The organism is Kitasatospora sp. Root107 (genome assembly GCF_001424875.1).
In the GTDB taxonomy this organism is placed as follows: Bacteria; Actinomycetota; Actinomycetes; order Streptomycetales; family Streptomycetaceae; genus Kitasatospora.
In genome coordinates this window covers 527,219-550,738 of sequence record NZ_LMCT01000001.1, presented here as the reverse complement: position 1 = coordinate 550,738, position 23,520 = coordinate 527,219, and the positions used below count along the sequence as shown (strand labels likewise).

Here is a 23,520-nt window from a genome sequence, read left to right as displayed (position 1 = left end):
GTCCGCGGCAGTGACCAGTCAGGTGGATCAGGTAGAGGCAGTGGACGGTTCGGACGACGGCGAAGGCCGCTCGGGGCCGGTCCCGCCGCCGGGTGTGCGGCAGCGGCCCGCGAAGCCGATCCGGCGAGTGGACCGGGTGATCATCCGGTTCGCCGGGGACTCCGGCGACGGCATGCAGCTCACCGGCGACCGCTTCACCTCGGAGACGGCCTCGTTCGGCAACGACCTCTCGACGCTGCCGAACTTCCCGGCCGAGATCCGGGCGCCCGCCGGGACGCTGCCGGGCGTGTCGTCGTTCCAGCTGCACTTCGCCGACCACGACATCCTCACCCCGGGCGACGCGCCGAACGTACTGGTCGCGATGAACCCGGCGGCGCTCAAGGCCAATCTGGCCGACCTGCCGCGCGGTGCCGAGATCATCGCCAACACCGACGAGTTCACCAAGCGCGCGCTGGCGAAGGTCGGCTACGCCGCCGACCCGCTGGGCGACGGCTCGCTGGAGGCGTACCACGTGCACCGGGTGCCGCTGACGGCGCTCACCCTGGAGGCGCTCAAGGACTCCGGCCTGGCCCGCAAGGACGCCGAGCGGGCGAAGAACATGTTCGCGCTCGGGCTGCTGTCCTGGATGTACCACCGGCCCACGCACGGGACGGAGGCGTTCCTGCGGCAGAAGTTCGCCAAGAAGCCGGAGATCGCCGAGGCCAACATCGTGGCGTTCCGGGCGGGTTGGAACTTCGGCGAGACCACCGAGGACTTCGCGGTCTCCTACGAGGTGGCCCCGGCCAGGCTGCCGCTCGGCACCTACCGGAACATCTCCGGCAACCTCGCGCTGTCGTACGGGCTGATCGCGGCCGGGCAGCGCTCAGGCCTGCCGGTCTTCCTGGGCTCCTACCCGATCACCCCGGCCTCGGACATTCTGCACGAGCTGTCCCGGCACAAGAACTTCGGCATCCGGACCTTCCAGGCCGAGGACGAGATCGCCGGGATCGGGGCCGCGCTCGGCGCCGCCTTCGGCGGGGCGCTGGGCGTCACCACCACCTCGGGGCCCGGCGTGGCGCTGAAGTCGGAGACCATCGGGCTGGCAGTCTCGCTCGAACTCCCGCTGCTGGTGGTGGACATCCAGCGCGGTGGCCCGTCCACCGGCCTGCCGACCAAGACCGAGCAGGCCGACCTGCTGCAGGCGATGTTCGGCCGCAACGGCGAGGCGCCGGTGCCGATCGTGGCCCCCGCCACCCCGGCCGACTGCTTCGACGCCGCGCTGGAGGCCGCCCGGATCGCGGTCACCTACCGCACCCCGGTCTTCCTGCTGAGCGATGGCTACCTGGCCAACGGCTCGGAGCCCTGGCGGATCCCGCAGGTGGACGAACTCCCGCTGATCGACCCGGACTTCGCCACCGGACCGAACCACGACGGCGAGTTCTGGCCGTACCAGCGCGACCCGGCCACGCTGGCCCGCCCGTGGGCGGTGCCCGGCACGGCCGGCCTGGAGCACCGGATCGGCGGGATCGAGAAGCAGGACGGCACCGGGAACATCTCCTACGACCCGGCCAACCACGACTTCATGGTCCGCACCCGGCAGGCCAAGATCGACGGAATCGACGTACCGGACCTGGAGGTTGACGACCCGTCGGGTAGCGCCCGGGTGCTGGTGCTCGGCTGGGGCTCCACCTACGGCCCGATCACCGCGGCCGTCCGACGGGTGCGTGCGGACGGCGGCGAGGTGGCGCAGACCCACCTGCGGCACCTCAACCCCTTCCCGGCGAACCTGGGTTCGATCCTCAAGGCGTACGACAAGGTGATCGTGCCGGAGATGAACCTCGGCCAGCTCGCGCTGCTGCTGCGCGCCAAGTACCTGGTGGACGCCGAGTCCTACAACCAGGTGCGCGGCCTGCCCTTCAAGGCGGCCCAGCTGGCCGACGTGCTGTCCGCCGCCATCGGCACTCTGGAGGAGAAGTGATGGAGAGCCTTCGACTGGTCCCCAAGGCCGAGGCGCTGCAGACCGCCAAGGAGTTCAAGACCGACCAGGAGGTGCGCTGGTGCCCCGGCTGCGGGGACTACGCGATCCTGGCCGCCGTCCAGGCCTTCATGCCCGAGCTGGGCATCCGGCGGGAGAACACCGTCTTCGTCTCCGGCATCGGCTGCTCCTCCCGGTTCCCCTACTACATGAACACCTACGGGATGCACTCGATCCACGGCCGCGCCCCGGCGATCGCCACCGGCCTGGCCGCCTCCCGGCGGGACCTGTCGGTCTGGGTGGTGACGGGTGACGGCGACGCGCTGTCGATCGGCGGCAACCACCTGATCCACGCGCTGCGACGGAACGTCAACCTGAAGATCCTGCTGTTCAACAACCGGATCTACGGGCTGACCAAGGGTCAGTACTCGCCCACCAGCGAGGTCGGGAAGATCACCAAGTCCACCCCGATGGGCTCGCTGGACCACCCGTTCAACCCGATCTCGCTGGCGATCGGCGCCGAGGCCACCTTCGTCGCCCGCACCATCGACTCGGACCGCCAGCACCTTCAGTCGGTGCTCCGGGCGGCCGCCGAGCACCAGGGCACCGCGCTGGTGGAGATCTACCAGAACTGCAACATCTTCAACGACAACGCCTTCGAGGTGCTCAAGGACCCGGGGACCCGGGACGAGGCGCTGATCCGGCTCGAGCACGGGCAGCCGATCACCTTCGCCGGCCGGGGCGTCTTCCGGGACGCGCTCGGCGAGCTGCACGTCGCCCCGCTGACCGAGGACAACCAGGCGGACGTGCTGGTGCACGACGCCCACCACCCGAACCCGGCGCTGGCGTTCGCGCTGTCCCGGATCGCCGACGCGGACACCCTGCACCACACCCCGATCGGGGTGCTGCGCTCGGTCGAACGGCCGGTCTACGACGACCTGATGGGCGATCAGCTCGACCTGGCGGTCGAGCAGCAGGGCCCGGGAGACCTGGGCGCCCTGCTGACCGGCAAGGACACCTGGACGGTGGCCTGACCCGAGCTCAGCGGGTGTCGTACTCCTGGCGGGACGTCAGCACCGTGGGAGTGTGCCGCTCGACCCAGTGCGCGAGGCCGCCGACCACGTCGGCGGCCTCCGTGCCGAGCGGGGTCAGCCGGTAGTCGACCCGGGGCGGGATCACCGGGTGCGCCTCGCGGTGCACGAAGCCGTCCCGCTCCAGGGTCTGCAGGGTCTGGGCGAGCATCTTCTCGCTGACCCCGGCGACCCGGCGGCGCAGCTCGCTGAACCGGTACTCGCGCTCGGCCAGCGCGATCAGCACCAGGACGCCCCAGCGGCTGGTGACGTGCTCCAGCACGCCCCGGGACGGGCACATCCGGTCGTTGACGTCCGGCGGGTGCTGCAGCTGCTCGACACTTACCTTCATGTCAGTACCCTACTTCAAGGTGCGTACTTCCGATTGGTAAGTCCAGTACATACGGTGAGTGCTGTCAGCACAAGAGCTCACCGCAGGGAGAACATCATGATCGTCGTCGCCGGAGCCACCGGACAGCTCGGCCGCCTGGTCGTCGAGGGCCTGCTGGCCAAGGTCCCCGCCACCGAGATCGCGGTCGCCGTCCGCTCGGCCGAGAAGGCCGCCGACTGGGCCGCCCAGGGCATCGACGTCCGGGTGGTCGACTACGACCGGCCCGAGACGCTGGCGGCGGCCTTCGGGGCCGGCGACAAGGTGCTGCTGATCTCGGGCAACGCGGTCGGAGTGCGGATCCCGCAGCACACCGCCGTGGTCGAGGCGGCGAAGGCGGCCGGGGTCGCGCTGCTCGCGTACACCGGCATCCTGGGCGGCGACGACGCCAACTTCGCCCTCGCCGACGACCACAAGGGCACCGAAGCGGCCATCCTCGCCTCCGGTCTGCCCTACGTCTTCCTGCGCAACGGCTGGTACACCGAGAACTACACCGCCAACGCCGCCGTCGCCCTGGAGCACGGCGCGGTGGTCGGCAGCAACGGCGACGCCCGGATCGCCACCGCCGCCCGCCGCGACTACGCCGACGCGGCCGTCGAGGTGCTGACCGGCGAGGGGCACGCGAACCGGGTGTACGAGCTCAGCGGCGACGTGGCCTGGAGCTTCTCGGAGTACGCGGCCGTGCTGGCCGCCGCCTCGGGCAAGCCGGTGGCCTACCGCGACCTGCCGGCCGAGCAGCACAAGGGCGTCCTGCTCGGCGCGGGCCTGCCGGAGGGCTTCGCCTCGATCCTGGTCGAGGTCGACGCGGCCATCGCCCGGGGTGAGCTGGCCCGGCACCAGGGTGAGCTGAGCAAGCTGATCGGCCGTCCGACCACGCCGCTGGCGGAGACGGTCGCCGCGGCCGTCTGAGCTGTCATGGCCGGTCAGGGCCTGTCATGAGTCAAACCCTGATACGGAGATGACAGCCCGCCCTCCCTGCCGCTACCTTCGACCGGAGAGCAGCGTGCGTGGAGGGCGGCCGGTCGATGGCGGGGAAGCAAGAGGCCGGTAGCGGCAACGCGATCGGCGGCAGCGGGATCGGCTACGGCGTGGCCGCGTACGGCATCTGGGGGCTCTTCCCGCTGTTCTGGCCGCTGTTGGAGCCCAGCAGCGCGGTCGACATCCTGGCCAACCGGATGACCTGGTCGCTGGTGGCCGTCGCCCTGCTGCTGCTGGTCCAGCGGAAGTGGGCCTGGATCCGTCCGCTGCTCGCCCAGCCCCGCAGGCTCGCGCTCTCGGTGCTCGCCGCGATGACGATCTCGGTCAACTGGGGCGTCTACATCTGGGGAGTGAACTCCGGCCACGTGGTGGAGACCAGCCTCGGATACTTCATCAACCCGCTGGTCACCATCGCCTTCGGCGTCCTGCTGCTGCGCGAACGGCTGCGCACCGCCCAGTGGGTGGCGGTCGGCGTCGGGGTGGCCGCGGTCGTCGTGCTCACCGTCGGGTACGGGCGGCCGCCCTGGATCGCGCTCACCCTGGCGTTCTCCTTCGGCACGTACGGCCTGCTCAAGAAGAAGGTCGCGCTCGGCGGCCAGGAGAGCTTCGCGCTGGAGAGCGCGGTGATGTTCCCGTTCGCGGTCGGTTTCCTGATCTGGCAGGCGGTCCGGGGCGAGGGCAGCTTCGGGGTCGCCGGCTGGGGCCACTCGGGCCTGTTGATGGTCAGCGGGGTGATCACCGCGATCCCGCTGCTCTGCTTCGGCGCGGCGGCTCTGCGGGTCCCGCTCAGCACGCTCGGGCTGCTCCAGTACCTGGCGCCGGTGCTCCAGTTCCTGCTCGGGATCACCGTCTTCCACGAGCAGATGCCGCCCGCCCGCTGGGCCGGCTTCGCGCTGGTCTGGGTCGCGCTGGTGATGCTCAGCTGGGACGCACTGCGGCGGCTCCGGCAGAACCGGGCCGCCGTGCTCACGCCCCGGCCGGCCGTGGCCGACGCGCCGCAGCAAGCCCTCTCGGGCTGACGTCCCGTGATGTGAAGAACTCGTTTCCGGATCTCCTCAACCGGGCCGCACTCCTGCTAACCTCCGGTGCCACAGCTCCGTGCTGCCCCCGGGAGGAGTCGCGATGGTCCAGCTCGCCACCAAGTTGGCCCGGCCGTTCCGACGTGTGGGGGCCGTGGACGGGGCCGTCGTGCTGGCCTCCGGCGGGGCGCTGCGGGTACCTGCCGTCCGCCGTGAGACGGACGCCGCCGAGACCGGCGAACTCCTGCTCAGCTCGGCCCGTCCCGGTGGCCCCGTGACCATCCGGTGGCAGCGGCCCGGCCACCCGGCGATCACCCTGGAGTCCCCGTACCGACTGGACCGGGTCGAGCTCAAGGGGTCGCACCGGGCCCGCCTGCACGGCCTCACGGCCGGCGTCCGCCTGGTCTGCCCGGACTGGTCACCGCTCTTCCTGGTCTCCCCGACCCAACTCGCCGTCCTCGCCTGCGCAGCGGCGCTCAGCCAGGTGAGACCAGGGGCTCGGGGAACTGCGACGCCGACCTCGGAATAGGTGATCCGCACGTAGGTGGTCAGGCACTTTCGCAGTGACCCGCACGCCAGATCTCCTCGCAGTTCCCCGAGCCCCTGGTCAGCTCTGGATGAGCGCCTGCGGAAGTTCAGGCCGTGATGTCGCGAGACGTGAAGCGGGCCCAGGCGGCGGAGCCGAAGACGGCTACGTAGACCGCCTGGAGGCCGAGGTTCTGCAGGACGTTGTCCCAGTAGATCGGCTGCCGGAGCAGGTCGCCGAAGCTCAGCCAGTGGTGGGTGAAGAGGTAGGGCTGGATGGCGTGCAGCTGGGGGAAGGTGTCCAGGATCTGCACGGTGATCACCAGCACCACCGTGGTGGCCATGGCGGCGATCCCACTGCCCGTCAGGGTGGATACGAACAGGCCGATCGCGACCAGCCCGCCCAGCGAGGCGGCGACCACCAGGGCGATCAGCACCGCCCGGAACAGCGCCGTACCGGGGCCGACGGTGTCACCGGAGAGCAGGGTGACCTGGCCGAGCGGGAACAGGGCTGCGCCGGTGGCCAGGGCGGAGAGTGCCACGGCCAGGGTGGCGGCCAGGCAGAAGGTCATCCCCGCCGCGAACTTGACGGCCAGCAGCCTGGTCCGCCCGGCCGGGGCGACCAGCAGGTAGCGCAGGGTGCCGGAGGCGGCTTCACCGGCGATCGAGTCACCGGCCACCACGCCCACCGTCATCGGTAGGAAGATCGGCAGGGTGACGGCCAGCGAGGTGAAGACCAGAAACAGGCCGTTCTGGGTCACCTGGGCGATGAAGGCGGGGCCGCCACCGCCCCCGGAGCCGTCCGTCTGCGACTTGATCACCACCCCGATCAGCACCGGCAGGGCGGCCAGGATGCCGAGCAGGGTGATCGTCCTGGCCCGGCGGAAGGTCAGCCCCAGCTCGCTGCGGAACAGCGAGAGCGAAGCTCCCACGGTCACCACGGCAGCAGGCCGCGTCTCAACCAGCGACATCGAAACCCTCCCCGGTCAGTGCCACGAAGGCGTCCTCAAGTGTGCCGCGCTCGACGCCGAAGCCGTGCACCCGGACCCCGGCCTCGACCAGGGCGGCGCAGAGCTTGGGCAGCTCCTGCTCGCCCAGCGGGGTGCCGGAGACCCGGTCCTCGTCGCTGGTCAGGTCGGTGACCTGACGGTCGGTCAGCACCTCGGTGGCCAGGGCGACGTCGGGCGTACGGACCACCAGGCGGCCCGAGGCGCGGGCGGCCAGCTCGGCCACGGTGCCTTGCACCAGCAGGCGGCCCTTGGCCATCACGGCGGCGTGGGTGCAGACGTGCTCGATCTCGTCGAGCAGGTGGGAGGAGAGGAAGACGGTGGTGCCGTCGGCCGCGACCTCCCGGATCAGTGCGCGGATCTCCCGCATGCCCTGCGGGTCCAGGCCGTTGGTGGGCTCGTCCAGCACCAGCAGTTCGCGCGGGCGGAGCAGGGCCGAGGCCAGCCCGAGGCGTTGCTTCATGCCGAGTGAGTAGGCCCGGGCCTTCTTGCCCGCCGCGGCGGTCAGCCCGACCCGGTCCAGCGCCTCGTCGACCCGGCGGGAGCGGGTACGCGGGTCGGTGGTCGGGTCGGCGGCGTCGATCCGGGCCAGGTTGTCCCGGCCGGACAGGAAGCCGTACAGGGCCGGGCCCTCGATCAGGGCGCCGACCCGGGGCAGGACGGAGGACACCGCGCCGGGCATCGGCTCACCGAGCACGGTGGCCACCCCGGCGGTCGGGGCGATCAGGCCCATCAGCATCCGGATGGTGGTGGTCTTGCCGGAGCCGTTCGGGCCGAGGAAGCCGAAGACCGACCCTCGGGGCACCGTCAGATCCAGGTTGTCCACCGCGAGCTGACCGCCCCGGAAGCGCTTGGTCAGACCGCTGGTACGGATCACGTCCGCCGAAGCGGCCGGGCGGCTGGTGGCCGCCCGGCCGTCCGACTGCTCGAGAAGAGCCACTCACTTCACCCCGGCCGCGCTCTGCAGCACCTGCGGGGTGACCGCGCCGGCGAAGACCCGGCCGTCGTCGGTGATCAGGACGTTCAGCACCTTGGTGCCGAGCAGGGTGCCGCCGCCGACCGGCTTGCCGAGTGCCTTGGCGAAGGAGCTGCCCTCGCCCGCGGGCAGCTTGGCGGTGAGCACGGTGGCCCAGCCCTGGCCGACCAGGTCGAGGCCGCTCGCGTTCTGCCCCAGGGCTTCGGGCACGGTGCGCCCGGCAGCGGGAGCCTGGTCGGCCCGACGCTCCGTCACCTTCGCGCCCTTGGGGGCGGTGAAGGCGAAGGTCGAGGCGCTCGGCTTGGCGAACGAGACCTGGCTGAAGTGCACGTCCAGCACCTTGGAGCCGTCGGTCGAGCGGACCAGCACCGCCAGCGGCACGCCGTTGTCGGCGGCCACCGCGATCCGTACCTCGGCGATCGTCGAGCCGCTCTGCTTCGGCTTCACGCTCAGCTGGTACGCCTTCTGCCCGGCCACCTCGGCGGTGCCGTCGACCACCACCGAGGTGGACTCCGCACTCAGCGAGAGGAAGCGGCGGGCCGCGTCCTGCGGGGTCACCGGCAGCGGCGTCTTCGGCTGCTGGGCGGCGGCCGCCGCCGGGCCGGTCAGGTGGACCGCGTCGTTGCTCCGGCTGTCCCAGGCCCACAGCTCGCTGCCGTTGTGCACCAGCTCGTAGCCGGTCAGACCGCCGATCAGCCCGATCCGCTGGCGGTCCGGACCGTCCACCGCGACCTGCAGGGTGTGCTCCCCGCCGAGCAGCTCGAGCAGCTTGCTCTCGGGGGCGGCCTGCGAACCGCCCTGGTCGCCGCCGTGGCGGCCACCGGCACCGCCGGGCAGCGCCCCGCCGAGCAGCTGGGCCGACACCCCCAGGTCGGCCTTCACCTTCACGGTGCCGGACAGCGACTCGACGTCGGAGCCGAGCGCCTTGGCCACCACCTGCTCCGCCGTCAGGGCGGGCAGCGAGGGGCCCGAGTCACCCGCCATTGCTGGCACCAGGCCGATCCCGGCCGCGGTCAGCGCCACCACACCGACCGGGACCAGGACCCGGGCGGTGGTGCGCCGTCCGGATCGGTACGGCCGCACTTGGTCCACCATGACTTCTACCCCTGTCGTCGTCAGATGTCCTGCTCTGCACAACCATTAGAGCCCGCAGCGGGTTCCCCGGCATCGCCCCAGAGGGCCGGATGCCCGTACAACCAGGGGTGCAGCCGACCCTGAGACCGCATCAGGGTTGTGTCATCCCGATGGACCAACCCCTGGGTATCGTCGCCCTATGAACGCTACGGAGGACCAGCCGCCCGCCCCGACCGCCAACTCGATGCGGCGCGCGCTCCGCCGGGCCAGGGACGGCGTGGCGCTGGACGTCGCCGAGGCCGCGGTGCTGCTCCGGGCCAGAGGTGACGACCTGGCGGATCTCTGTGCCACCGCATCCCGGATCCGGGACGCCGGGCTGGCCGAGGCCGGGCGGCCGGGGGTCATCACGTACTCGAAGAAGGTCTTCATCCCGCTCACCCGGCTCTGCCGGGACCGCTGCCACTACTGCACCTTCGTCACCGTGCCGGGCAAGCTCCGCAAGGACGGCCACGGCCTCTACCTGTCGCCCGACGAGGTGCTGGAGATCGCCCGGCAGGGCGCGGCGCTGGGCTGCAAGGAGGCGCTGTTCACGCTCGGCGACCGCCCCGAGGACCGCTGGCCGGAGGCCCGCGAGTGGCTGGACGCGCACGGCTACGACGACACCCTCTCCTACGTCCGGGCGATGTCGATCCGGGTGCTGGAGGAGACCGGGCTGCTGCCGCACCTCAACCCCGGGGTGCTGAGCTGGACCGACTTCCAGCGGCTCAAGCCGGTCGCCCCGTCGATGGGCATGATGCTGGAGACCACCGCGACCCGGCTCTGGTCCGAGCCCGGCGGCCCGCACTTCGGATCGCCGGACAAGGAGCCGGCCGTCCGGCTGCGGGTGCTGGAGGATGCGGGCCGCAGTGCGGTGCCGTTCACCACCGGGGTGCTGATCGGCATCGGGGAGACCTACGAGGAGCGCGCCGACGCGCTGTTCGCGATCCGCCGCACCTCGCGCCGCTACCACGGCGTACAGGAGGTGATCGTGCAGAACTTCCGGGCCAAGCCGGACACCGCGATGCGGGCCATGCCCGACGCCGAACTGGAGGAGCTGGCCGCCGCGATCGCGGTCACCCGGCTGGTGCTCGGCCCGTCCGCCCGGATCCAGGCGCCGCCGAACCTGGTCGACGAGCAGTACCCGCTGATCATCGGCGCGGGCATCGACGACTGGGGCGGCGTCTCCCCGCTGACGCCCGATCACGTCAACCCCGAGCGCCCCTGGCCGCAGATCGAGGAGCTGGCGGCCCGGACGGCCGCCCAGGGCTTCGAGCTGCGCGAGCGGCTGACGGTCTATCCGGAGTACCTGCTGCGCGGCGAACCGTGGCTGGACCCGCGCATCATGCCGCACGTCCGGGCGCTGGCCGACCCCTCCAGCGGGCTGGCCCGGGAGGACGCGATGCCGGTCGGCCTGCCCTGGCAGGAGCCGGAGGACCTGCCGGTCTCCTTCGGCCGGACCGAGCTGCACGTGGAGATCGACACCGAGGGCCGGACCGGCGACCGCCGGGCCGACTTCGAGGAGGTCTACGGCGACTGGGAGGAGGTGCGGGCCCAGGCCGGCAGTTCGGCGCCCGAGCGGCTCGGCGGCGACCTGCGGGAGGCCCTGTCGGTGGCCGCAGCGGACCCGACCCGGCTGACGGATGCTCAGGCGCTGGCCCTGTTCCAGGCCGACGGCGCCGCGCTGGACGCGCTCTGCGGCATCGCCGACGCGGTCCGGCGGGACACCGTGGGCGAGGTGGTCACGTACTGCGTCACCCGGAACATCAACTTCACCAACGTCTGCTACACCGGCTGCCGGTTCTGCGCCTTCGCCCAGCGCCGGACCGACGCCGACGCGTACACCCTCTCACTGGACCAGGTCGCCGACCGGGCCGAGCAGGCCTGGGAGGTCGGGGCCACCGAGGTCTGCATGCAGGGCGGCATCCACCCGGATCTGCCGGGCGCCGCGTACTTCGACATCGCCCGCGCGGTGAAGGCCCGGGTACCCGGTATGCACGTGCACGCCTTCTCGCCGATGGAGGTGGTCAACGGGGCCACCAGGACGGGTCTTTCGATCCGGGACTGGCTCACCGAGGCCAAGGCCTCCGGGCTGGACACCATTCCCGGTACGGCGGCGGAGATCCTCGACGACGAGGTCCGCTGGGTGCTCACCAAGGGCAAGCTGCCCGCCGCCACCTGGGTCGAAGTGGTCAGCACCGCCCACGAGTTGGGCATCCGCTCGTCCTCCACCATGATGTACGGCCACGTGGACAACCCGACGCACTGGCTGGGCCACCTGCGGCTGCTCGCCGAGATCCAGCAACGGACCGGCGGCTTCACCGAGTTCGTCACGCTGCCGTTCATCCACACCAACGCCCCGGTCTACCTGGCCGGGATCGCCCGGCCAGGACCGACCATGCGGGACAACCGCGCGGTGATGGCGATGGCCCGGCTGCTGCTGCACCCGCACATCCCCAACATCCAGACCAGCTGGGTGAAGCTGGGCGCCGACGGCGCGGCCGAGATGCTCCGCTCCGGCGCCAACGACCTGGGCGGCACCCTGATGGAGGAGACCATCTCCCGGATGGCCGGCTCCGCCTACGGCAGCTACAAGTCCGTCCGCGACCTCGAAGCCATCGCCGAAGCCGCCGGCCGCCCTCACCGCCAACGCACCACCACCTACGGCGAGGTCACCCCGGAACGCAGGGCCGCCGCCCTGGCCTCGGACGGGCACCTGCCGCAGTTGCTTCCCGTCCTCGACTGACAGTTTGGGCAGACGCTGTCGGAAGACAGGGGCTCGGGGCCCTGCTGATGGGCGGCTCCGCCGCGGGGCGACGCCGACCTCGTGCAAGGTGATCCGTGCGTAGCTGGTCAGGCACTTTCGCAGTGACCCGAACGCCAGATCTCCTCGCCCGCGCGGCGGAGCCGCAAGTCAGCAGAGCCCCGAGCCCCTGGGTAGTGCAACTGAACGTCAGCCCGCGAGGAGACGGCTCCGCAGCTTGTGCACGTCCACCCCGAGGCCGTTCCTGAGGTAGCCGTCGAAGGAGCCGAACTTGGCCTGGACCTCACGGTGGCGGCGGTGAACGGGATGCGGTGGGCGGACTGCTGCGCGGACCAGGCGGGAGGGGGAGGTGGCCTCCGGATGGCGTGGTGGCAACAATGTGTTGACGAGCTGGTGTTCGCAGCCGGAGGTCCAAATCGGAGCGGTATTCGAATACAGTGCGGATGCGCTCCAGCCAGGACCACCCCGAGTGGTGCGCCCCGTACTCGAGGAAAGAGGTGCCGTCCGTTGATGCCACTGTGGTCACGCGCGCAGCAGCAGGACTTCCGCAGCAGGGTGCGGGGCTGTCTGCTCGGCGGGGCGATCGGTGACGCGCTCGGCGCCGGGATCGAGTTCGAGTCGCTGGAGAGCATCCGCGCCGCCCACGGTCCGGCCGGGGTGACGGGCTACGTCCCCGCGTACGGCAGGGCGGGCAGCGTCACCGACGACACCCAGATGACGCTCTTCACGGTGGACGGTCTGATCCGGGCTCATGTCCAACGGGACGGCGGGAGTTGGCACCCGCCGACCGACGTGCACCAGGCCTACCTCCGCTGGGCGGCGACGCAGTACGACTGGGGCCCGGACGAGCGCAGATCCGGCCTCGGCTGGCTCGGGCGGCAGGAGTGGCTGTACGCGCAGCGGGCCCCCGGGCAGGCCTGCCTCGCCGGGCTGACCGGCCCGGACGCGGAGCGCGCCGGGACGCTGGAAGCGCCGCGCAACCCGGAGTCGAAGGGGTGCGGGACGGTGATGCGGGCCGCACCGTTCGGGCTGCTGACCGCCTGGGAGCCCGGACTGGTCTTCCAACTGGCCGTCGAGTGCTCGGTGTTGACCCACGGCCACCCGACCGGCTATCTCTCCGCCGGGGCCTTCGCGGTGATCGTGCACACGGTGGCCAGGGGCGGCACGCTGGAGGAGGGCGTCCACCTGGCGCTGGCCACCCTGTCGGACCACCCGGGCCACGAGGAGACCACGGCGGCCCTGCGCAAGGCCCTGGACGCGGTACGGGCGGGGGAGCCGTCGGCCGACCGGGTCGAGGAGCTGGGCCAGGGCTGGGTCGCCGAGGAGGCGCTGGCGATCGGGGTCTACTGCGCGCTGGTCGCCCAGGACGTGAAGTCCGGCCTGCTGCTGGCGGTCAACCACTCCGGCGACAGCGACTCGACCGGGCTGGTCTGCGGGAGCCTGCTCGGCGCGCTGCACGGCGAGACGGCGCTGCCGCCCGAGCTGCTGGCCGAGCTGGAGGGCCGGGGGACGATGCTGGAGCTGGCCGACGACTTCGTGCTGGAACTGCTGCACGGGCCCGAACTGCGCGGCCCCGCCTGGTCGGAGCGCTACCCGCTGAAATAGGGCCCCGCCGGAGGGCCTGAGCCGGAAACAGCGGAGCGGGCCGCCGGCTGGTCGCCTGCGGCCCGCTCCCCGGAGCGGCAGAGTCTCAGATCTCGCCGAAGGCGCCGGTGGCGGTGGCGGTGGCGAACGCGGCCCACGCCTCCCTGGTGAAGTGCAGCTGGGGGCCCTCGGGGTCCTTGGAGTCACGGACGGCGATGGTGGCGCTGCTCGGGACGGCGATCTCGACACAGGCGCCGTTGCCACCGCTGTGGCTGCTCTTGCGCCAGGTCAGGTTGCTGGTCGACTTCGTGCTCATCTCTTGAACCCCTCTGCATAGGTGTGAATCAATGACCGGCTCTCCGCGACGCTGAGCGCTGCGGCCCGCAGGTGGTCGTACAGATTGGTATAGCGGCGGACGTCGGCCTCCTTCTCCAGGTAGAGGTCGCTCGTCACTCCTTCGAAGTAGACGACGGTCGAATCCGCCGACTCCGGAAACTCCATCAGGGAGAATGTCCCGGTCATGCCGGGATGCGCGCCGTGCTTGAACGGGATCACCTGCAGGTTGATGTTCGGCCGCTCGCTCAACTCCAGCAGCTGGAGCAGCTGATCGGCCATCACCCGCGGGCCGCCGACCACCCGGATCAGCACGGCCTCGTCTATCACCACCCAGAGACTGCCGAGCTGGTCCTCGCCGTATATCCGGCTCTGGCGCTTCAGCCGGACGTCCACCCGCCGCTTGATGGCGCTCACGTCGGTGTCCGGCTGGGTGCCCTCGACCACTGCCTCGGCGTACTCCCTGGTCTGCAGCAGGCCGGGCACGAAGGAGGACTCGTAGGCCCGGATCGAGCTGGCCTCGGCCTCCAGGCCGATGTAGACGCTGTACGGGATGTCGCCGAACTCGTGCCACCAGCCGCGCTGACGGGACTCCCTGGCCATCTCCATCAGGCCGGCCCGGATCCGCTCGTCGCTGACGTCGTAGACGTCGCAGAGATCCCGGACGTCCCGCTGGCTGATCGAGCGGCGGCCGTTCTCCAGCCGGCTGATCTTCGACTGGGAGACCATCAGGCGGCCGGCCACCTCTTCGGCGGTCATCCCCTTCAGCTCACGCAGACGCCGCAGTTCGGCGCCGAGCCTGCGCCGCCGAACTGTCGGATTGATGTTGGCGGACACGTCGACCTCCGGCCGGACTTCTGGCGCGCCGGAGGGCGGCGCGCCTCGGAAGACTGTGGAAATTGGTACCAACCCCCCTGACTTGGAGCAGCATGCCATCTTGGCTCAGTACGGCGCGGGGGAATCGCAGGAGCGCACTAGAACAGACCATCGGAAAACCACTCAATCGGGATTGCCGCCCTTGCGCCCCGGCGCCGGAACCGATAAAGGGGGACGGTACCCGGAAATGCCAACGGGGCGGTCGGGGCAAGCAGTTGACTGCCTGGCCCGACCGCCCCGAAGGGTCCTTCCGATCACCGGCGCGCACGGTCCGCCGCGCGCTCCGTTCAGCGGGCTACCGCCCGGCCGGCCATCCCGTGGCCGTTGCCGCCCGCAGTCGGCCGACTCGGCGCCGGCCGACCGGCCGGAGCAGCCGGCCTGGTCGGCCCGGCAACCGTCGCCGGACCACGGGCCTGGTTGGGCAGCCCGTTCTGAACGTCCATCACCGCGTGCGCCACCATGCCGCCCAGCGGGTCGTACCTGATCAGGTCGCGCAGTCGTGACCGCGAGGACCTGCCCTCGTTGCCCGGGTAGAGGTGCTTCCCCAGGCCGACGGCATGCGCCAGCGCGGCCAGTGCGGCCGTTCTGGGGTCCGGCGGGACGCCCGTACGGATCGCAGTGTCCAGCCGCTGCTTGATCGCGGCATTGGTGCAGTCGTCCGACGCCTGGTACCGCGTCGTCGGCAGCACACCGCACATCTGGCCCGGCACGGCGGTCACCATGCCGCACCTCTCCAGGTGCGCCAGGTAGGTCTGCCGGAGCCCCAGGCGGGGCCCGCCGATCCAGTGCGCGGCCCGCACCGGGCTGCCACGACGGCGCAGCAGTTCCAGTGCGTGGTCCAGTGTCGGGTCACCGGTCGGCCGTGGCATCACCACGGCGATCCGGTCCCCGTCCGGGACGATCCTTCCGGCCAAGGACAGCTCGACGAGCTGTGCCCCGGCGAGTCCGAGGTCGAGGGTCTGCGGCTGCGCCGTGGTGCCCGTGGTCGGGTCCAAGGCGAGCAACAGGAGTTCCTCGGGAATAGTTCTGCGGCTCTTGCCCATCCAAGCCTCCCCGCGTGGATGAATGACAGAGTGACGCCTCTCACAGCGGCTTGTCGAGTACGCCTCCGAATCGTGACCTAGCGGTGGGGCCTGGAACCGCCCCCCACGGGCCTCGCGTCCCTGGCTGCGAGTGCCTCGACGGAGGCCGGTTCGGCCGAATAGTGGCCGGTCGGGCGGGGTGTGACGGCCGTTACGGCCGTCGGTGCCGGAGACTGGACAGCTAACCGGCGAATGGAAATCGGGTTCGGCCGGTACGGCGGACGAGGAGGTTGGATCACGTGGGCGAGTCCCCCGACAAGGTGCGGCGCGACGGGGAAGGCGAGGAGGAGGTGTCGGTCGACCCGGCCGAGACCGGGGCGAGCGGCTCCACCGTCCAGCTGAGGGTCCGTGATGTGGACAGTCGGACCACCATGCTGAGGCTGCCGGTGGACAACGTGACCACCATGCTCCGGGTGCCCGAGGAGACCGTTTCCGAGGCTGTGACCAGTCCGGACAGGTCCGACGAGGAGACGGCGGAGCCGGTCGAGGAGCCCGAGGCGGTCGATCCCCGTCTCGCGGTTCGGGACGCCAAGGACGAGGCGGACGTGGCCCGGGCCGAGGCCGAACCCGAGGCCGTTGCCGAGGCCGTTCCCGAGGCGGAGGTTGAGGCGGAGGCCGAGGTTGAGGCCGAAGCGGAGGTCGTGGCCGAGGCCGAGGCGGCGGTCAGGCTCGCGAAGCCGCCGGTGCAGGTCTGGACCCTCCCCGAGCCCGCTGCCCTGCCGGTCGAGGAGCCGCCCGCGCCGCTGCCGATGCCCGAGACCACCAACGAGGCGATGGAGGTGCTGGCCGCCCTCTCCGCCCGTCCGGTCTCGCCGTTCCGGCGGGGCGCCAAGCGGGTCACCGTCTGGAGCCTGTTCCTCGCCGTGGTGGTCGGCGTGGTCGTGGTCGCCCAGCTGCTCCGCCCGCTGCCCGACCCCAAGGTGAAGCTCTCGCTGGCCGGCTCGTACACCTTCACCGGCAACCCGCTCGCCATGCCCTGGCCGGCCAAGGGCCAGGCCGCCGCCGAGGTGGTCGGGGTCGGCAGCCTCGGCAGCTCGGGCCCGGAGACCCCCGCTCCGATCGCCAGCGTCACCAAGGTGATGAACGCTCACCTGATCCTCCGGGGCCACCCGTTGAAGAAGGGCGAGCCGGGACCGGTCATCACGGTGGACAAGCAGGCCGCCGCCGAGTCCGTCAACACGGACGAGTCCAGGGCCCAGCTCACCGAGGGCCAGAAGATCTCCGAGTACGAGGCGCTCGAGCTGCTGATGCTGCCCTCGGCCAACAACGTGGCCCGGCTGCTGGCCCGCTGGGACTCCGGCTCCGAGGCGGAGTTCGTCAAGAAGATGAACGACGAGGCCAAGGCGCTCGGCATGACCAACACCACGTACGCCGACCCGGCCGGGTACAACGCCGACACCAAGAGCACCGCCAAGGACCAGCTCAAGCTGGCCGGACAGGTGATGAAGGACGACGTGTTCCGCCAGGTGGTCGCCACCCCGGACATGACCTTCAACAACCAGCGGATCTACAACACCAACGCCCTGCTCTCCGCCAGGAACGGCGTGATCGGCATCAAGACCGGCTCCAGCAGCCCCGCCGGGTCCTGCCTGATGTGGGCGGCGGTCAAGGAGGTCGGCGGCACCAAGCGGATGATCCTCGGCGTCACGATGGGGCAGCCGGCGACCACTGCCGACAGCCTGCTGAAGGCGGCCCAGACGGTCAGTCAGAAGATCATCACCGCCGCGCAGGACGGGCTGGCCGGCCAGACCCTGGCCAAGCAGGGCCAGGTCGTCGGGTACGTGGACGACGGGCTCGGCGGGCAGGTGCCGGTGGTCGCCGCCAAGGACCTGACGGTGGCGGGCTGGCCCGGGATCACCGCGCAGCTCACCATGAAGTCCGAGCAGCTCGGACACTCCGTCAAGGCCGGCACCCCGGTCGGGACCATCGCGGCCGGCGAGGGCGAGGGCAAGGTCGAGGTGCCGGTGACCCTGCAGTCGGACCTGGCGCCGCCGTCGATCCTGTCGCGGCTGCTCCGGATCACGTAGGCAGGGCACGGAGCCCCGGTCAGTCCTTGCTGCCCCAGGTGCCCGGTTCGGTGCGGGTGCCGAGGTGGCGGGCGACCGGGGGCTCCTCGGCCACCACGCGGCCCAGGGCGATCGCCAGGGTGATGGCGGTGAACATGACGATCAGCCAGGACAGCGAGGTGAACACCACCCCGTACGGGCCGAACTTGGTGATGCTGCGGGAGACCGCGCCGGGCAGGTAGATCTGGGCGGCGACGCCGAGGCCGGTCATGGCGGCGCCGGCCAGCACGGCGCCGGGGAGCAGCGGGTACCAGCGGACCCGGCTGCCGAGCAGCAGGTGCTGGGTCCACCACCAGAGGGCGGTGGCGAGCAGCAGGAAGAGCGGCAGCCCCAGCCAGGCCCCGGCGCCGAAGCCGTCGCGGACCGGGGCCTGGAAGATCAGCACGACCAGCCAGACCACCAGCCAGGCGAGCCAGCGCCAGGCGGCCACCCGGGTACCGGACTTGGGCATCTCCCAGCAGCGTTCGCAGACCCGCTGCATGGCCCGGCTGAGCGCGGTCGCGGAGAGCAGGGTGACCAGGGCGCCGATCAGCCCGAAGCTCTGCGCCACATCGTCGTGGCCGGCCGACATCAGCTGCTGGACCTGCTGCTGGGCGTCGCCCTTGATGCCCAGCTGGTCCCGGAGCGAGCCGACCACGTTCTCCCGGACGCTGCTGGGGGCGAACACGGCGACCACGAAGAGGGCGGGCAGGGCACTGAGGAAGGCCTGCGCGGCCAACCGGGTCGCGCTGTCCAGCAGGTTGACCCGGACGAGTTGCCCGACCGCCCGGCCGACGATCGGCACCCGGTCGGGCAGGCCCCGCGCCGTCGCGGCCAGGGCGGCGATCCTGCTCCTGATCCGGGCCCACCGGCCGGGCTCCTGCTGAGTCCGAGTCAGCGACTCTGTCACGCGAACCTCCGAGGTGGCCCTTGGGCCTCCATCCTCACCCGGAAGCAGCGGCCCCGCACGCGGGGTCTGACGCGCCGTTACTTCCGGCCGCGCAGCTTGTCGAGCCGGGCGCCGACGCCCCAGGCGGTGACCCGCCAGAGGGCCTCCAGCACGATGCTGCGGCTCATCTTGGAGGCACCCAGCTCGCGCTCCACGAAGGTGATCGGCACCTCCGCCACCTTGTAACCGGCCTTGACGGTCCGCCAGGCCAGGTCCACCTGGAAGCAGTAGCCGGCCGAGGCGACGTGCTCCATCCCGAGCCCCTCCAGCGTCTCCCGCCGGAACGCCCGGTACCCACCCGTCACGTCCCGGATCGGGACGTCCAGCATCAGGCGCGAGTACAGCGAACCGCCACGGGAGAGCAGCAGCCGCGAACGCGGCCAGTTCACCACCGCGCCACCGGGCACCCAGCGCGAACCCAGCACCAGGTCCGCACTCCGCAGGGCGGTCAGCAGCCGGGGGAGTTCCTCCGGCCGGTGCGAACCGTCCGCGTCCATCTCGACCAGGACCTGGTACCCGCGCTCGATCCCCCACCGGAACCCCGCCAGGTAGGCCGCCCCCAGCCCCTCCTTGCCCTTGCGGTGCAGCACGTGCACCTGGCTGTCGGCGCCCGCCAGCTTGTCGGCGATGTCCCCGGTGCCGTCCGGGCTGTTGTCGTCCGCCACCAGGACGTGGACCTCGGGCACCGCCGCCCGGACCCGGGAGATGATCCGCTCGACGTTCTCCGCCTCGTTGTAGGTCGGAATGATCACGAGCACCTCACCGAGATCGGCGAAGGGACTCTCCTGGTCGGCCGTGGTCACGTCTATGCCTTTCTCACCAGCAGTGACACCGTCAGACCCGGCAGGCGCTGGATCCGCGGCGGAACGAACGTGTGCTGCAGGGCCTCGATCTGGTCGCCCGGCAGGCCCTCGTACGGGTTCTCGCCCGTGCCGATGGTAACGACCCAGGTCCGGGGCGCGGGACCGACGCAGCGGTCGGCCACCGGGCAGGGGACGGCGTGGAGGTCGTCGGCCCGGACGGCGTCGCGCTCGACGAACATCGGGACCGGGCGGACCGAACCCGGCAGGTAGAAGGAGATCCCGGGGCCGACCATCGCCCAGGCCTGGTCGCCACCGGGCGCCACGATCCCGTCGCCCGGCCGGTAGCCCGCCGCGATCACGGCGGCCGCGCCCGCGAAGTCCCGGTGGCCGTGGGCGAGGAGGGTGCGCTGCTGGAGCTGTCGCGGCGCGCCGAGCACCAGCGGGACGGCGATCAGGGCCAGCGCGGCGGTGACGGCCGGTGGACGGGTCGTCAGGCGGCCCAGCAGAGCGGCCGCGGCGGCGACGCCGCCACCGGCCAGCCCGGCCAGCGCGGGCACCGTGAAGAGCAGGTAGCGCTCGGTGAAGTACGAGGTGGTGCCCTGCGAGGCCACCCAGACCACCAGCACCGGCAGTACGGCCAGCAGCAGCGCCTGCACCGCGCCGCGGGCGAACCGGGGGTGCAGCAGCGCGAGCAGGGCGAGTACGGCGAAGACGTACATCTCCCGGTCCGGGGAGAGCAGGGTGTGCCAGAAGTAGCGCAGGTCGTGCGCCGTGGGGGTGGGCAGCCAGCCGAGCTGACGGGCCGACTGCCGCTCGCCGTAGACGGCCACCGGCACGGCCGGGACCAGTGCGGCCAACACGGCCAGGGCGAACTGCCCGGGCAACCGGCCGGCGCCGGGCTCCCGGCGGCCGCCCCACCACCGGGCGAGTACCAGGGGCAGCTGGCCGGCCAGGCTGCTCAGCGAGACCAGGTGGAAGCAGCCGGCCACCGCCATCGCCAGCGCGTAGAGGGCCCAGCGGCCCACCCCGGGCCGGTCCAGCGCCCGGAGCAGCAGCCAGCAGGCCGCCGCCACCGCGCAGGTCACCACGGCGTAGCTGCGGGCCTCCTGGGCGAACCGGGAGACCAGTGGGACGGTGGCCGCCAGCAGTCCGGCGGCCAGCCCGGCCGCCCGGCTGTCGAAGAGCCGCTGCGCGGTGAGCGCGGTGAAGGCGGCCGCCCCGGCCATGGCCAGCACGGAGGGCATCCGGAGACTGAGCACCGAGTCGCCGAACACCTCGGTCCAGAAGTGCAGCAGGACGTAGTAGGCGCCGTTGCTGGCGTCGACGTTCGCCAGCATCCCGAGCAGCCGGCCGAGGTCGCGGTCGGCGGCGCTCCAGCTGGCGATCTCGTCCCGCCACAGCTCCGGACGGGCGATCCGGAGCAGGCCGATCAGCAGCATGGCCAGGGCAGGCCACAGCCAGACGCTGCGCAGGAGTGCTCGGACGTGACTCAAAGTCTGATAATCCATCAAAATAGGGACAAATCAGAATTCAGCCTAGCGCCCGGACGAGTCGGTCGAAGAATTCTCCGGCCCGCGGCCGGCCTGTTCAGCCGCCTCCCAGCCGTCGGTTGCGCAGCCGTCGGTCGGCGTGTCGCTGTTCGGCCGGACGGACCGTCAACTCACCCAGTGCGGCGCCGATTTCCCGGGCCACCCGGTCGGCGAAGGCCGACGGCTCCTGGGCGGCGTCCGGTCGCTCGGGCAGGACCCGGTCCACCAGGCCGGCCGTCACCAGGTCGGCGGCACCGATGCCCTGCGACCGGGCCAGCTCGGGCGCGTGCGCGCCGTCCCGGTGCATGATCGCCGAGGCGCCCTCGGGGGGCAGCGGGGCGAGCCAGCCGTGTTCGGCCGCGAGCACCAGGTCGGCGGGCAGCAGGGCCAGCGCACCGCCGCCCGAGCCCTGGCCGAGCAGCACCGAGAGCACGGGGGTACGGAGCGCCACCAGGGTGCTCAGGCAGCGGGCGATCTCCACGGCCAGACCGTCGAGTTCGGCCTGCGCGGAGAGTTCGGCCCCGGTGGTGTCCACCAGGGTGACCATCGGCAGCCCGAGCTGCTCGGCGATCCGCGCCGTCCGCCGGACCGCTCGCAGGTCGGCAGCGGTGAACGGCCGCTCCGCGCCCGGGCGTTGACCGACCAGTACGGCCGGCTGCCCGTCGAACCGGACCAGCGCCCGCACCAACGCCCGGTCCGGGGTGGCCAGTTCCAGCCGTCCCGGGTCCGCTGCCGCCAGCACCGCGTCCGTCCCCGGCCGCCCCGGCAGGCGGCTGCGACCGACCGACTCCCAGGCGTCGGCCGGTGCCGGGGAGTGGGCGGGCGCCGCCTCGGGGGCCGGTCCGGCCGGATCGGACAGCACCGCGAGTGCCCGGCCGACCGTCTCGGCCAGCCGATCGGGCGCCACCACCGCGTCGACCAGGCCGCGCTCGGCCAGCGTCTCTGCGAGCTGCACCTCGGCGGGCAACTCGACGCCGCGCAGCTCCTGGTGGGCCCGGGGCCCGAGGAAGCCGAGCCGGGCCCCCGGCTCCGCCAGCACCAGGTGGCCGAGGGTGCCCCAGGAGGCGAACACCCCGCCCATGGTCGGGTTCCGCAGGTAGGTCAGATAGGGCAGCCCGGCCTCCTGATGGGCCAGTACGGCGGCGGAGATCCGCACCATGCAGAGGAAGGCCGCCGTGCCCTCCTGCATCCGGGTGCCGCCGGAGACCGGCAGTGCCAGCAGCGGCAGCCGCTCGGCGGTGGCCCGCTCCACCGCCCTGGTGATCCGCTCGGCCGTGGCCACCCCGATCGAGCCGCCCAGGAAGCCGAACTCCGAGACCACCACCGCCACCGCACGCCCCGCCAGCAGGCCCTGACCGGTGGTCACCGCCTCGTCCAGGCCGGTCCGTGCGCTGGCCCGCTCCAGCGCCGCTCCGTACGCCGGGTCGGCCCCGTCGTAGTGGACCGGCTGGTCCCAGCAGCTGAAACTCCCCTGGTCCAGCAGGAGTTCGATCATCCGATCCGCCGTCAACTCACCCTCCCGGAAAGATCCGTCATCGGGCTAACCCTGCCCGATAGGGTCGCCGCCATGGCTGCGGAAGAGCGTGTTGACGATCACTATTGGGCCGCCACCCGGGCCTGGGTCGCATCGACCCTGGGGGCGGGGGAGCGGATCGGCGCGGCGGAGCGGCTGCGCGGGGGCTGGACCTCCGAGATGCGGCGGCTGCGGATCGACCGGCCGGAGGGCGGGCCCACCCATCTGGTGCTGCGCTCCTTCGTCCAGCCGTTCTTCCTGGAGCATGCCGAGGCGCTGCTCGGGCGGGAGGCCGAGGTGCTGACCCTGCTCGGCCCCACCGAGGTGCCCGCCGCCGCGCTGCACGCCGTGGACCCGGCGGGCCTGCACTGCGACCACCCCTCCCTGCTGATGACCCTGCTGCCGGGCCAGGTGCGGCTGGACGACGACGAGGCCGGCCCCCGGGCGGAGCTGATGGCCCGCCAGCTGGTGGCGATCCACCGCACCGCCGTCACCACCCGCCCTCGCGCCTACCAGGCCTGGACCGGTCCCGAGCGGGTCCGGGTCCCCCAGGGCACCGGCCGCCCCGAGCTGTGGGAGCAGGCGGTGCGGCTGATCGACCGTGACCCGCCGCCGTATCGGGGCACCTTCCTGCACCGGGACTTCCACCCCGGCAACGTGCTGTTCAGCGGCACCGGTGAGGACCTGCGGATCAGCGGGGTGGTCGACTGGGTGGAGACCTCCTGGGGCCCGGCCGATCTGGACGTGGCGCACTGCTCCACCGCACTGGCGCTGCTGCACGGCCCGGCCGAGGGCCTGCGGTTCGCCGCTCGCTACACGGCCGCCGGCGGCACCCTCGACCGGGACCGGGAGGCCCAGCGGTACTGGCGGCTGCTGGACGCCCTCGCCTACGCCCCCGACGCGGAGAAGGTCGCCACGCCCTGGCGTGAGCTGGGCCGCACCGACCTCACCCCGGCCCTGCTGACCGACCGCCTGGAGCACTACCTGGAGGGCCTGCTGCTCGGTCCGCAGTGAG

The 23,520-nt window shown here is 72.0% G+C and carries 20 protein-coding genes; 9 read left to right on the top strand and 11 right to left on the bottom strand.

Annotated elements, in window-relative coordinates; all coding sequences use genetic code 11:
* Nucleotides 1-94 precede the first annotated feature (94 nt).
* Both ASC99_RS02410 and ASC99_RS02405 read left to right on the top strand, forming a co-directional pair.
* Nucleotides 95-1,957 (top strand): 2-oxoacid:acceptor oxidoreductase subunit alpha, encoded by a 1,863-nt coding sequence (locus ASC99_RS02410; RefSeq protein WP_235502765.1) that lies wholly within the window; start codon nucleotides 95-97, stop codon nucleotides 1,955-1,957.
* Nucleotides 1,957-2,988: a 2-oxoacid:ferredoxin oxidoreductase subunit beta gene (locus tag ASC99_RS02405; RefSeq protein ID WP_057227558.1), complete on the top strand. Its 1,032-nt coding sequence runs from the start codon at nucleotides 1,957-1,959 to the stop codon at nucleotides 2,986-2,988. The genes ASC99_RS02410 and ASC99_RS02405 overlap by 1 nt, the downstream gene beginning before the upstream one ends.
* Before the next feature lie 7 nt (nucleotides 2,989-2,995).
* On the opposite strand, the gene ASC99_RS02400 is transcribed toward ASC99_RS02405, so the two are convergent.
* The gene (locus tag ASC99_RS02400) at nucleotides 2,996-3,376 is read right to left on the bottom strand and encodes a helix-turn-helix domain-containing protein (protein ID WP_057227556.1); all 381 of its coding nucleotides are present in this window, start codon (nucleotides 3,374-3,376) and stop codon (nucleotides 2,996-2,998) included.
* A 93-nt stretch (nucleotides 3,377-3,469) separates the two neighbouring features.
* On the opposite strand from ASC99_RS02400, the gene ASC99_RS02395 reads away from it, so the two are divergent.
* The 3 genes from ASC99_RS02395 to ASC99_RS02385 all read left to right on the top strand — a co-directional run bounded on the left by ASC99_RS02395 (nucleotide 3,470) and on the right by ASC99_RS02385 (nucleotide 5,938).
* A complete protein-coding gene (locus ASC99_RS02395) occupies nucleotides 3,470-4,321 on the top strand; it encodes an SDR family oxidoreductase (protein ID WP_057228051.1) in 852 nt (283 codons plus the stop codon).
* A gap of 116 nt (nucleotides 4,322-4,437) precedes the next feature.
* Nucleotides 4,438-5,409, top strand: a complete 972-nt coding sequence (gene rarD / locus ASC99_RS02390; RefSeq protein ID WP_057228049.1) for an EamA family transporter RarD — start codon at nucleotides 4,438-4,440, stop codon at nucleotides 5,407-5,409.
* Between the two features lie 103 nt (nucleotides 5,410-5,512).
* A complete protein-coding gene (locus ASC99_RS02385) occupies nucleotides 5,513-5,938 on the top strand; it encodes a hypothetical protein (protein ID WP_057227554.1) in 426 nt (141 codons plus the stop codon).
* 106 nt (nucleotides 5,939-6,044) lie between these two features.
* On the opposite strand, the gene ASC99_RS02380 is transcribed toward ASC99_RS02385, so the two are convergent.
* From ASC99_RS02380 to ASC99_RS02370, 3 genes are all read right to left on the bottom strand, one after another.
* Complete coding sequence (locus ASC99_RS02380; RefSeq protein ID WP_369824273.1) at nucleotides 6,045-6,866, bottom strand: ABC transporter permease; 822 nt, start codon at nucleotides 6,864-6,866, stop codon at nucleotides 6,045-6,047.
* 25 nt (nucleotides 6,867-6,891) lie between these two features.
* Nucleotides 6,892-7,818, bottom strand: coding sequence for an ABC transporter ATP-binding protein (locus ASC99_RS02375; protein WP_057228047.1), 927 nt, complete (start codon nucleotides 7,816-7,818; stop codon nucleotides 6,892-6,894).
* A gap of 63 nt (nucleotides 7,819-7,881) precedes the next feature.
* The gene (locus ASC99_RS02370; protein ID WP_057227550.1) at nucleotides 7,882-9,012 is read right to left on the bottom strand and encodes a hypothetical protein; all 1,131 of its coding nucleotides are present in this window, start codon (nucleotides 9,010-9,012) and stop codon (nucleotides 7,882-7,884) included.
* Between the two features lie 178 nt (nucleotides 9,013-9,190).
* Between ASC99_RS02370 and ASC99_RS02365 the strand changes: the two genes are divergently transcribed.
* Entirely contained in the window at nucleotides 9,191-11,773 is a 2,583-nt protein-coding gene (locus ASC99_RS02365; protein ID WP_082598016.1) for a bifunctional FO biosynthesis protein CofGH, read from the top strand.
* A gap of 528 nt (nucleotides 11,774-12,301) precedes the next feature.
* Entirely contained in the window at nucleotides 12,302-13,396 is a 1,095-nt protein-coding gene (locus tag ASC99_RS02360; RefSeq protein WP_057227547.1) for an ADP-ribosylglycohydrolase family protein, read from the top strand.
* 85 nt (nucleotides 13,397-13,481) lie between these two features.
* Here the strand turns inward: ASC99_RS02360 and ASC99_RS02355 are convergent, their stop codons facing one another.
* The 3 genes from ASC99_RS02355 to ASC99_RS02345 form a co-directional block, all read right to left on the bottom strand.
* On the bottom strand, nucleotides 13,482-13,691 hold the full coding sequence (locus ASC99_RS02355; protein WP_057227545.1) for a DUF397 domain-containing protein: 210 nt from the start codon (nucleotides 13,689-13,691) through the stop codon (nucleotides 13,482-13,484).
* Nucleotides 13,688-14,545, bottom strand: a complete 858-nt coding sequence (locus ASC99_RS02350; RefSeq protein ID WP_057227544.1) for a helix-turn-helix transcriptional regulator — start codon at nucleotides 14,543-14,545, stop codon at nucleotides 13,688-13,690. Before ASC99_RS02350 ends, ASC99_RS02355 begins: the two co-directional genes overlap by 4 nt.
* A gap of 326 nt (nucleotides 14,546-14,871) precedes the next feature.
* A complete protein-coding gene (locus ASC99_RS02345) occupies nucleotides 14,872-15,627 on the bottom strand; it encodes a GPP34 family phosphoprotein (RefSeq protein WP_057227543.1) in 756 nt (251 codons plus the stop codon).
* A gap of 278 nt (nucleotides 15,628-15,905) precedes the next feature.
* Here ASC99_RS02345 and ASC99_RS02340 point away from each other — a divergent pair, with 278 nt between their 5' ends.
* A complete protein-coding gene (locus tag ASC99_RS02340) occupies nucleotides 15,906-17,693 on the top strand; it encodes a D-alanyl-D-alanine carboxypeptidase (RefSeq protein WP_057227540.1) in 1,788 nt (595 codons plus the stop codon).
* A 19-nt stretch (nucleotides 17,694-17,712) separates the two neighbouring features.
* Here ASC99_RS02340 and ASC99_RS02335 read toward each other — a convergent pair whose 3' ends face one another.
* The 4 genes from ASC99_RS02335 to ASC99_RS02320 form a co-directional block, all read right to left on the bottom strand.
* On the bottom strand, nucleotides 17,713-18,621 hold the full coding sequence (locus tag ASC99_RS02335) for a YhjD/YihY/BrkB family envelope integrity protein (protein ID WP_082598015.1): 909 nt from the start codon (nucleotides 18,619-18,621) through the stop codon (nucleotides 17,713-17,715).
* 77 nt (nucleotides 18,622-18,698) lie between these two features.
* On the bottom strand, nucleotides 18,699-19,463 hold the full coding sequence (locus ASC99_RS02330) for a polyprenol monophosphomannose synthase (protein ID WP_235502735.1): 765 nt from the start codon (nucleotides 19,461-19,463) through the stop codon (nucleotides 18,699-18,701).
* A 2-nt stretch (nucleotides 19,464-19,465) separates the two neighbouring features.
* A complete protein-coding gene (locus ASC99_RS02325; RefSeq protein WP_057227538.1) occupies nucleotides 19,466-20,956 on the bottom strand; it encodes a glycosyltransferase family 39 protein in 1,491 nt (496 codons plus the stop codon).
* Between the two features lie 94 nt (nucleotides 20,957-21,050).
* Complete coding sequence (locus ASC99_RS02320; protein ID WP_057227536.1) at nucleotides 21,051-22,487, bottom strand: carboxyl transferase domain-containing protein; 1,437 nt, start codon at nucleotides 22,485-22,487, stop codon at nucleotides 21,051-21,053.
* Nucleotides 22,488-22,559: 72 nt separating this feature from the next.
* Between ASC99_RS02320 and ASC99_RS02315 the strand changes: the two genes are divergently transcribed.
* Nucleotides 22,560-23,519 (top strand): phosphotransferase family protein, encoded by a 960-nt coding sequence (locus ASC99_RS02315; RefSeq protein WP_057227535.1) that lies wholly within the window; start codon nucleotides 22,560-22,562, stop codon nucleotides 23,517-23,519.
* Nucleotide 23,520 lies beyond the last annotated feature (1 nt).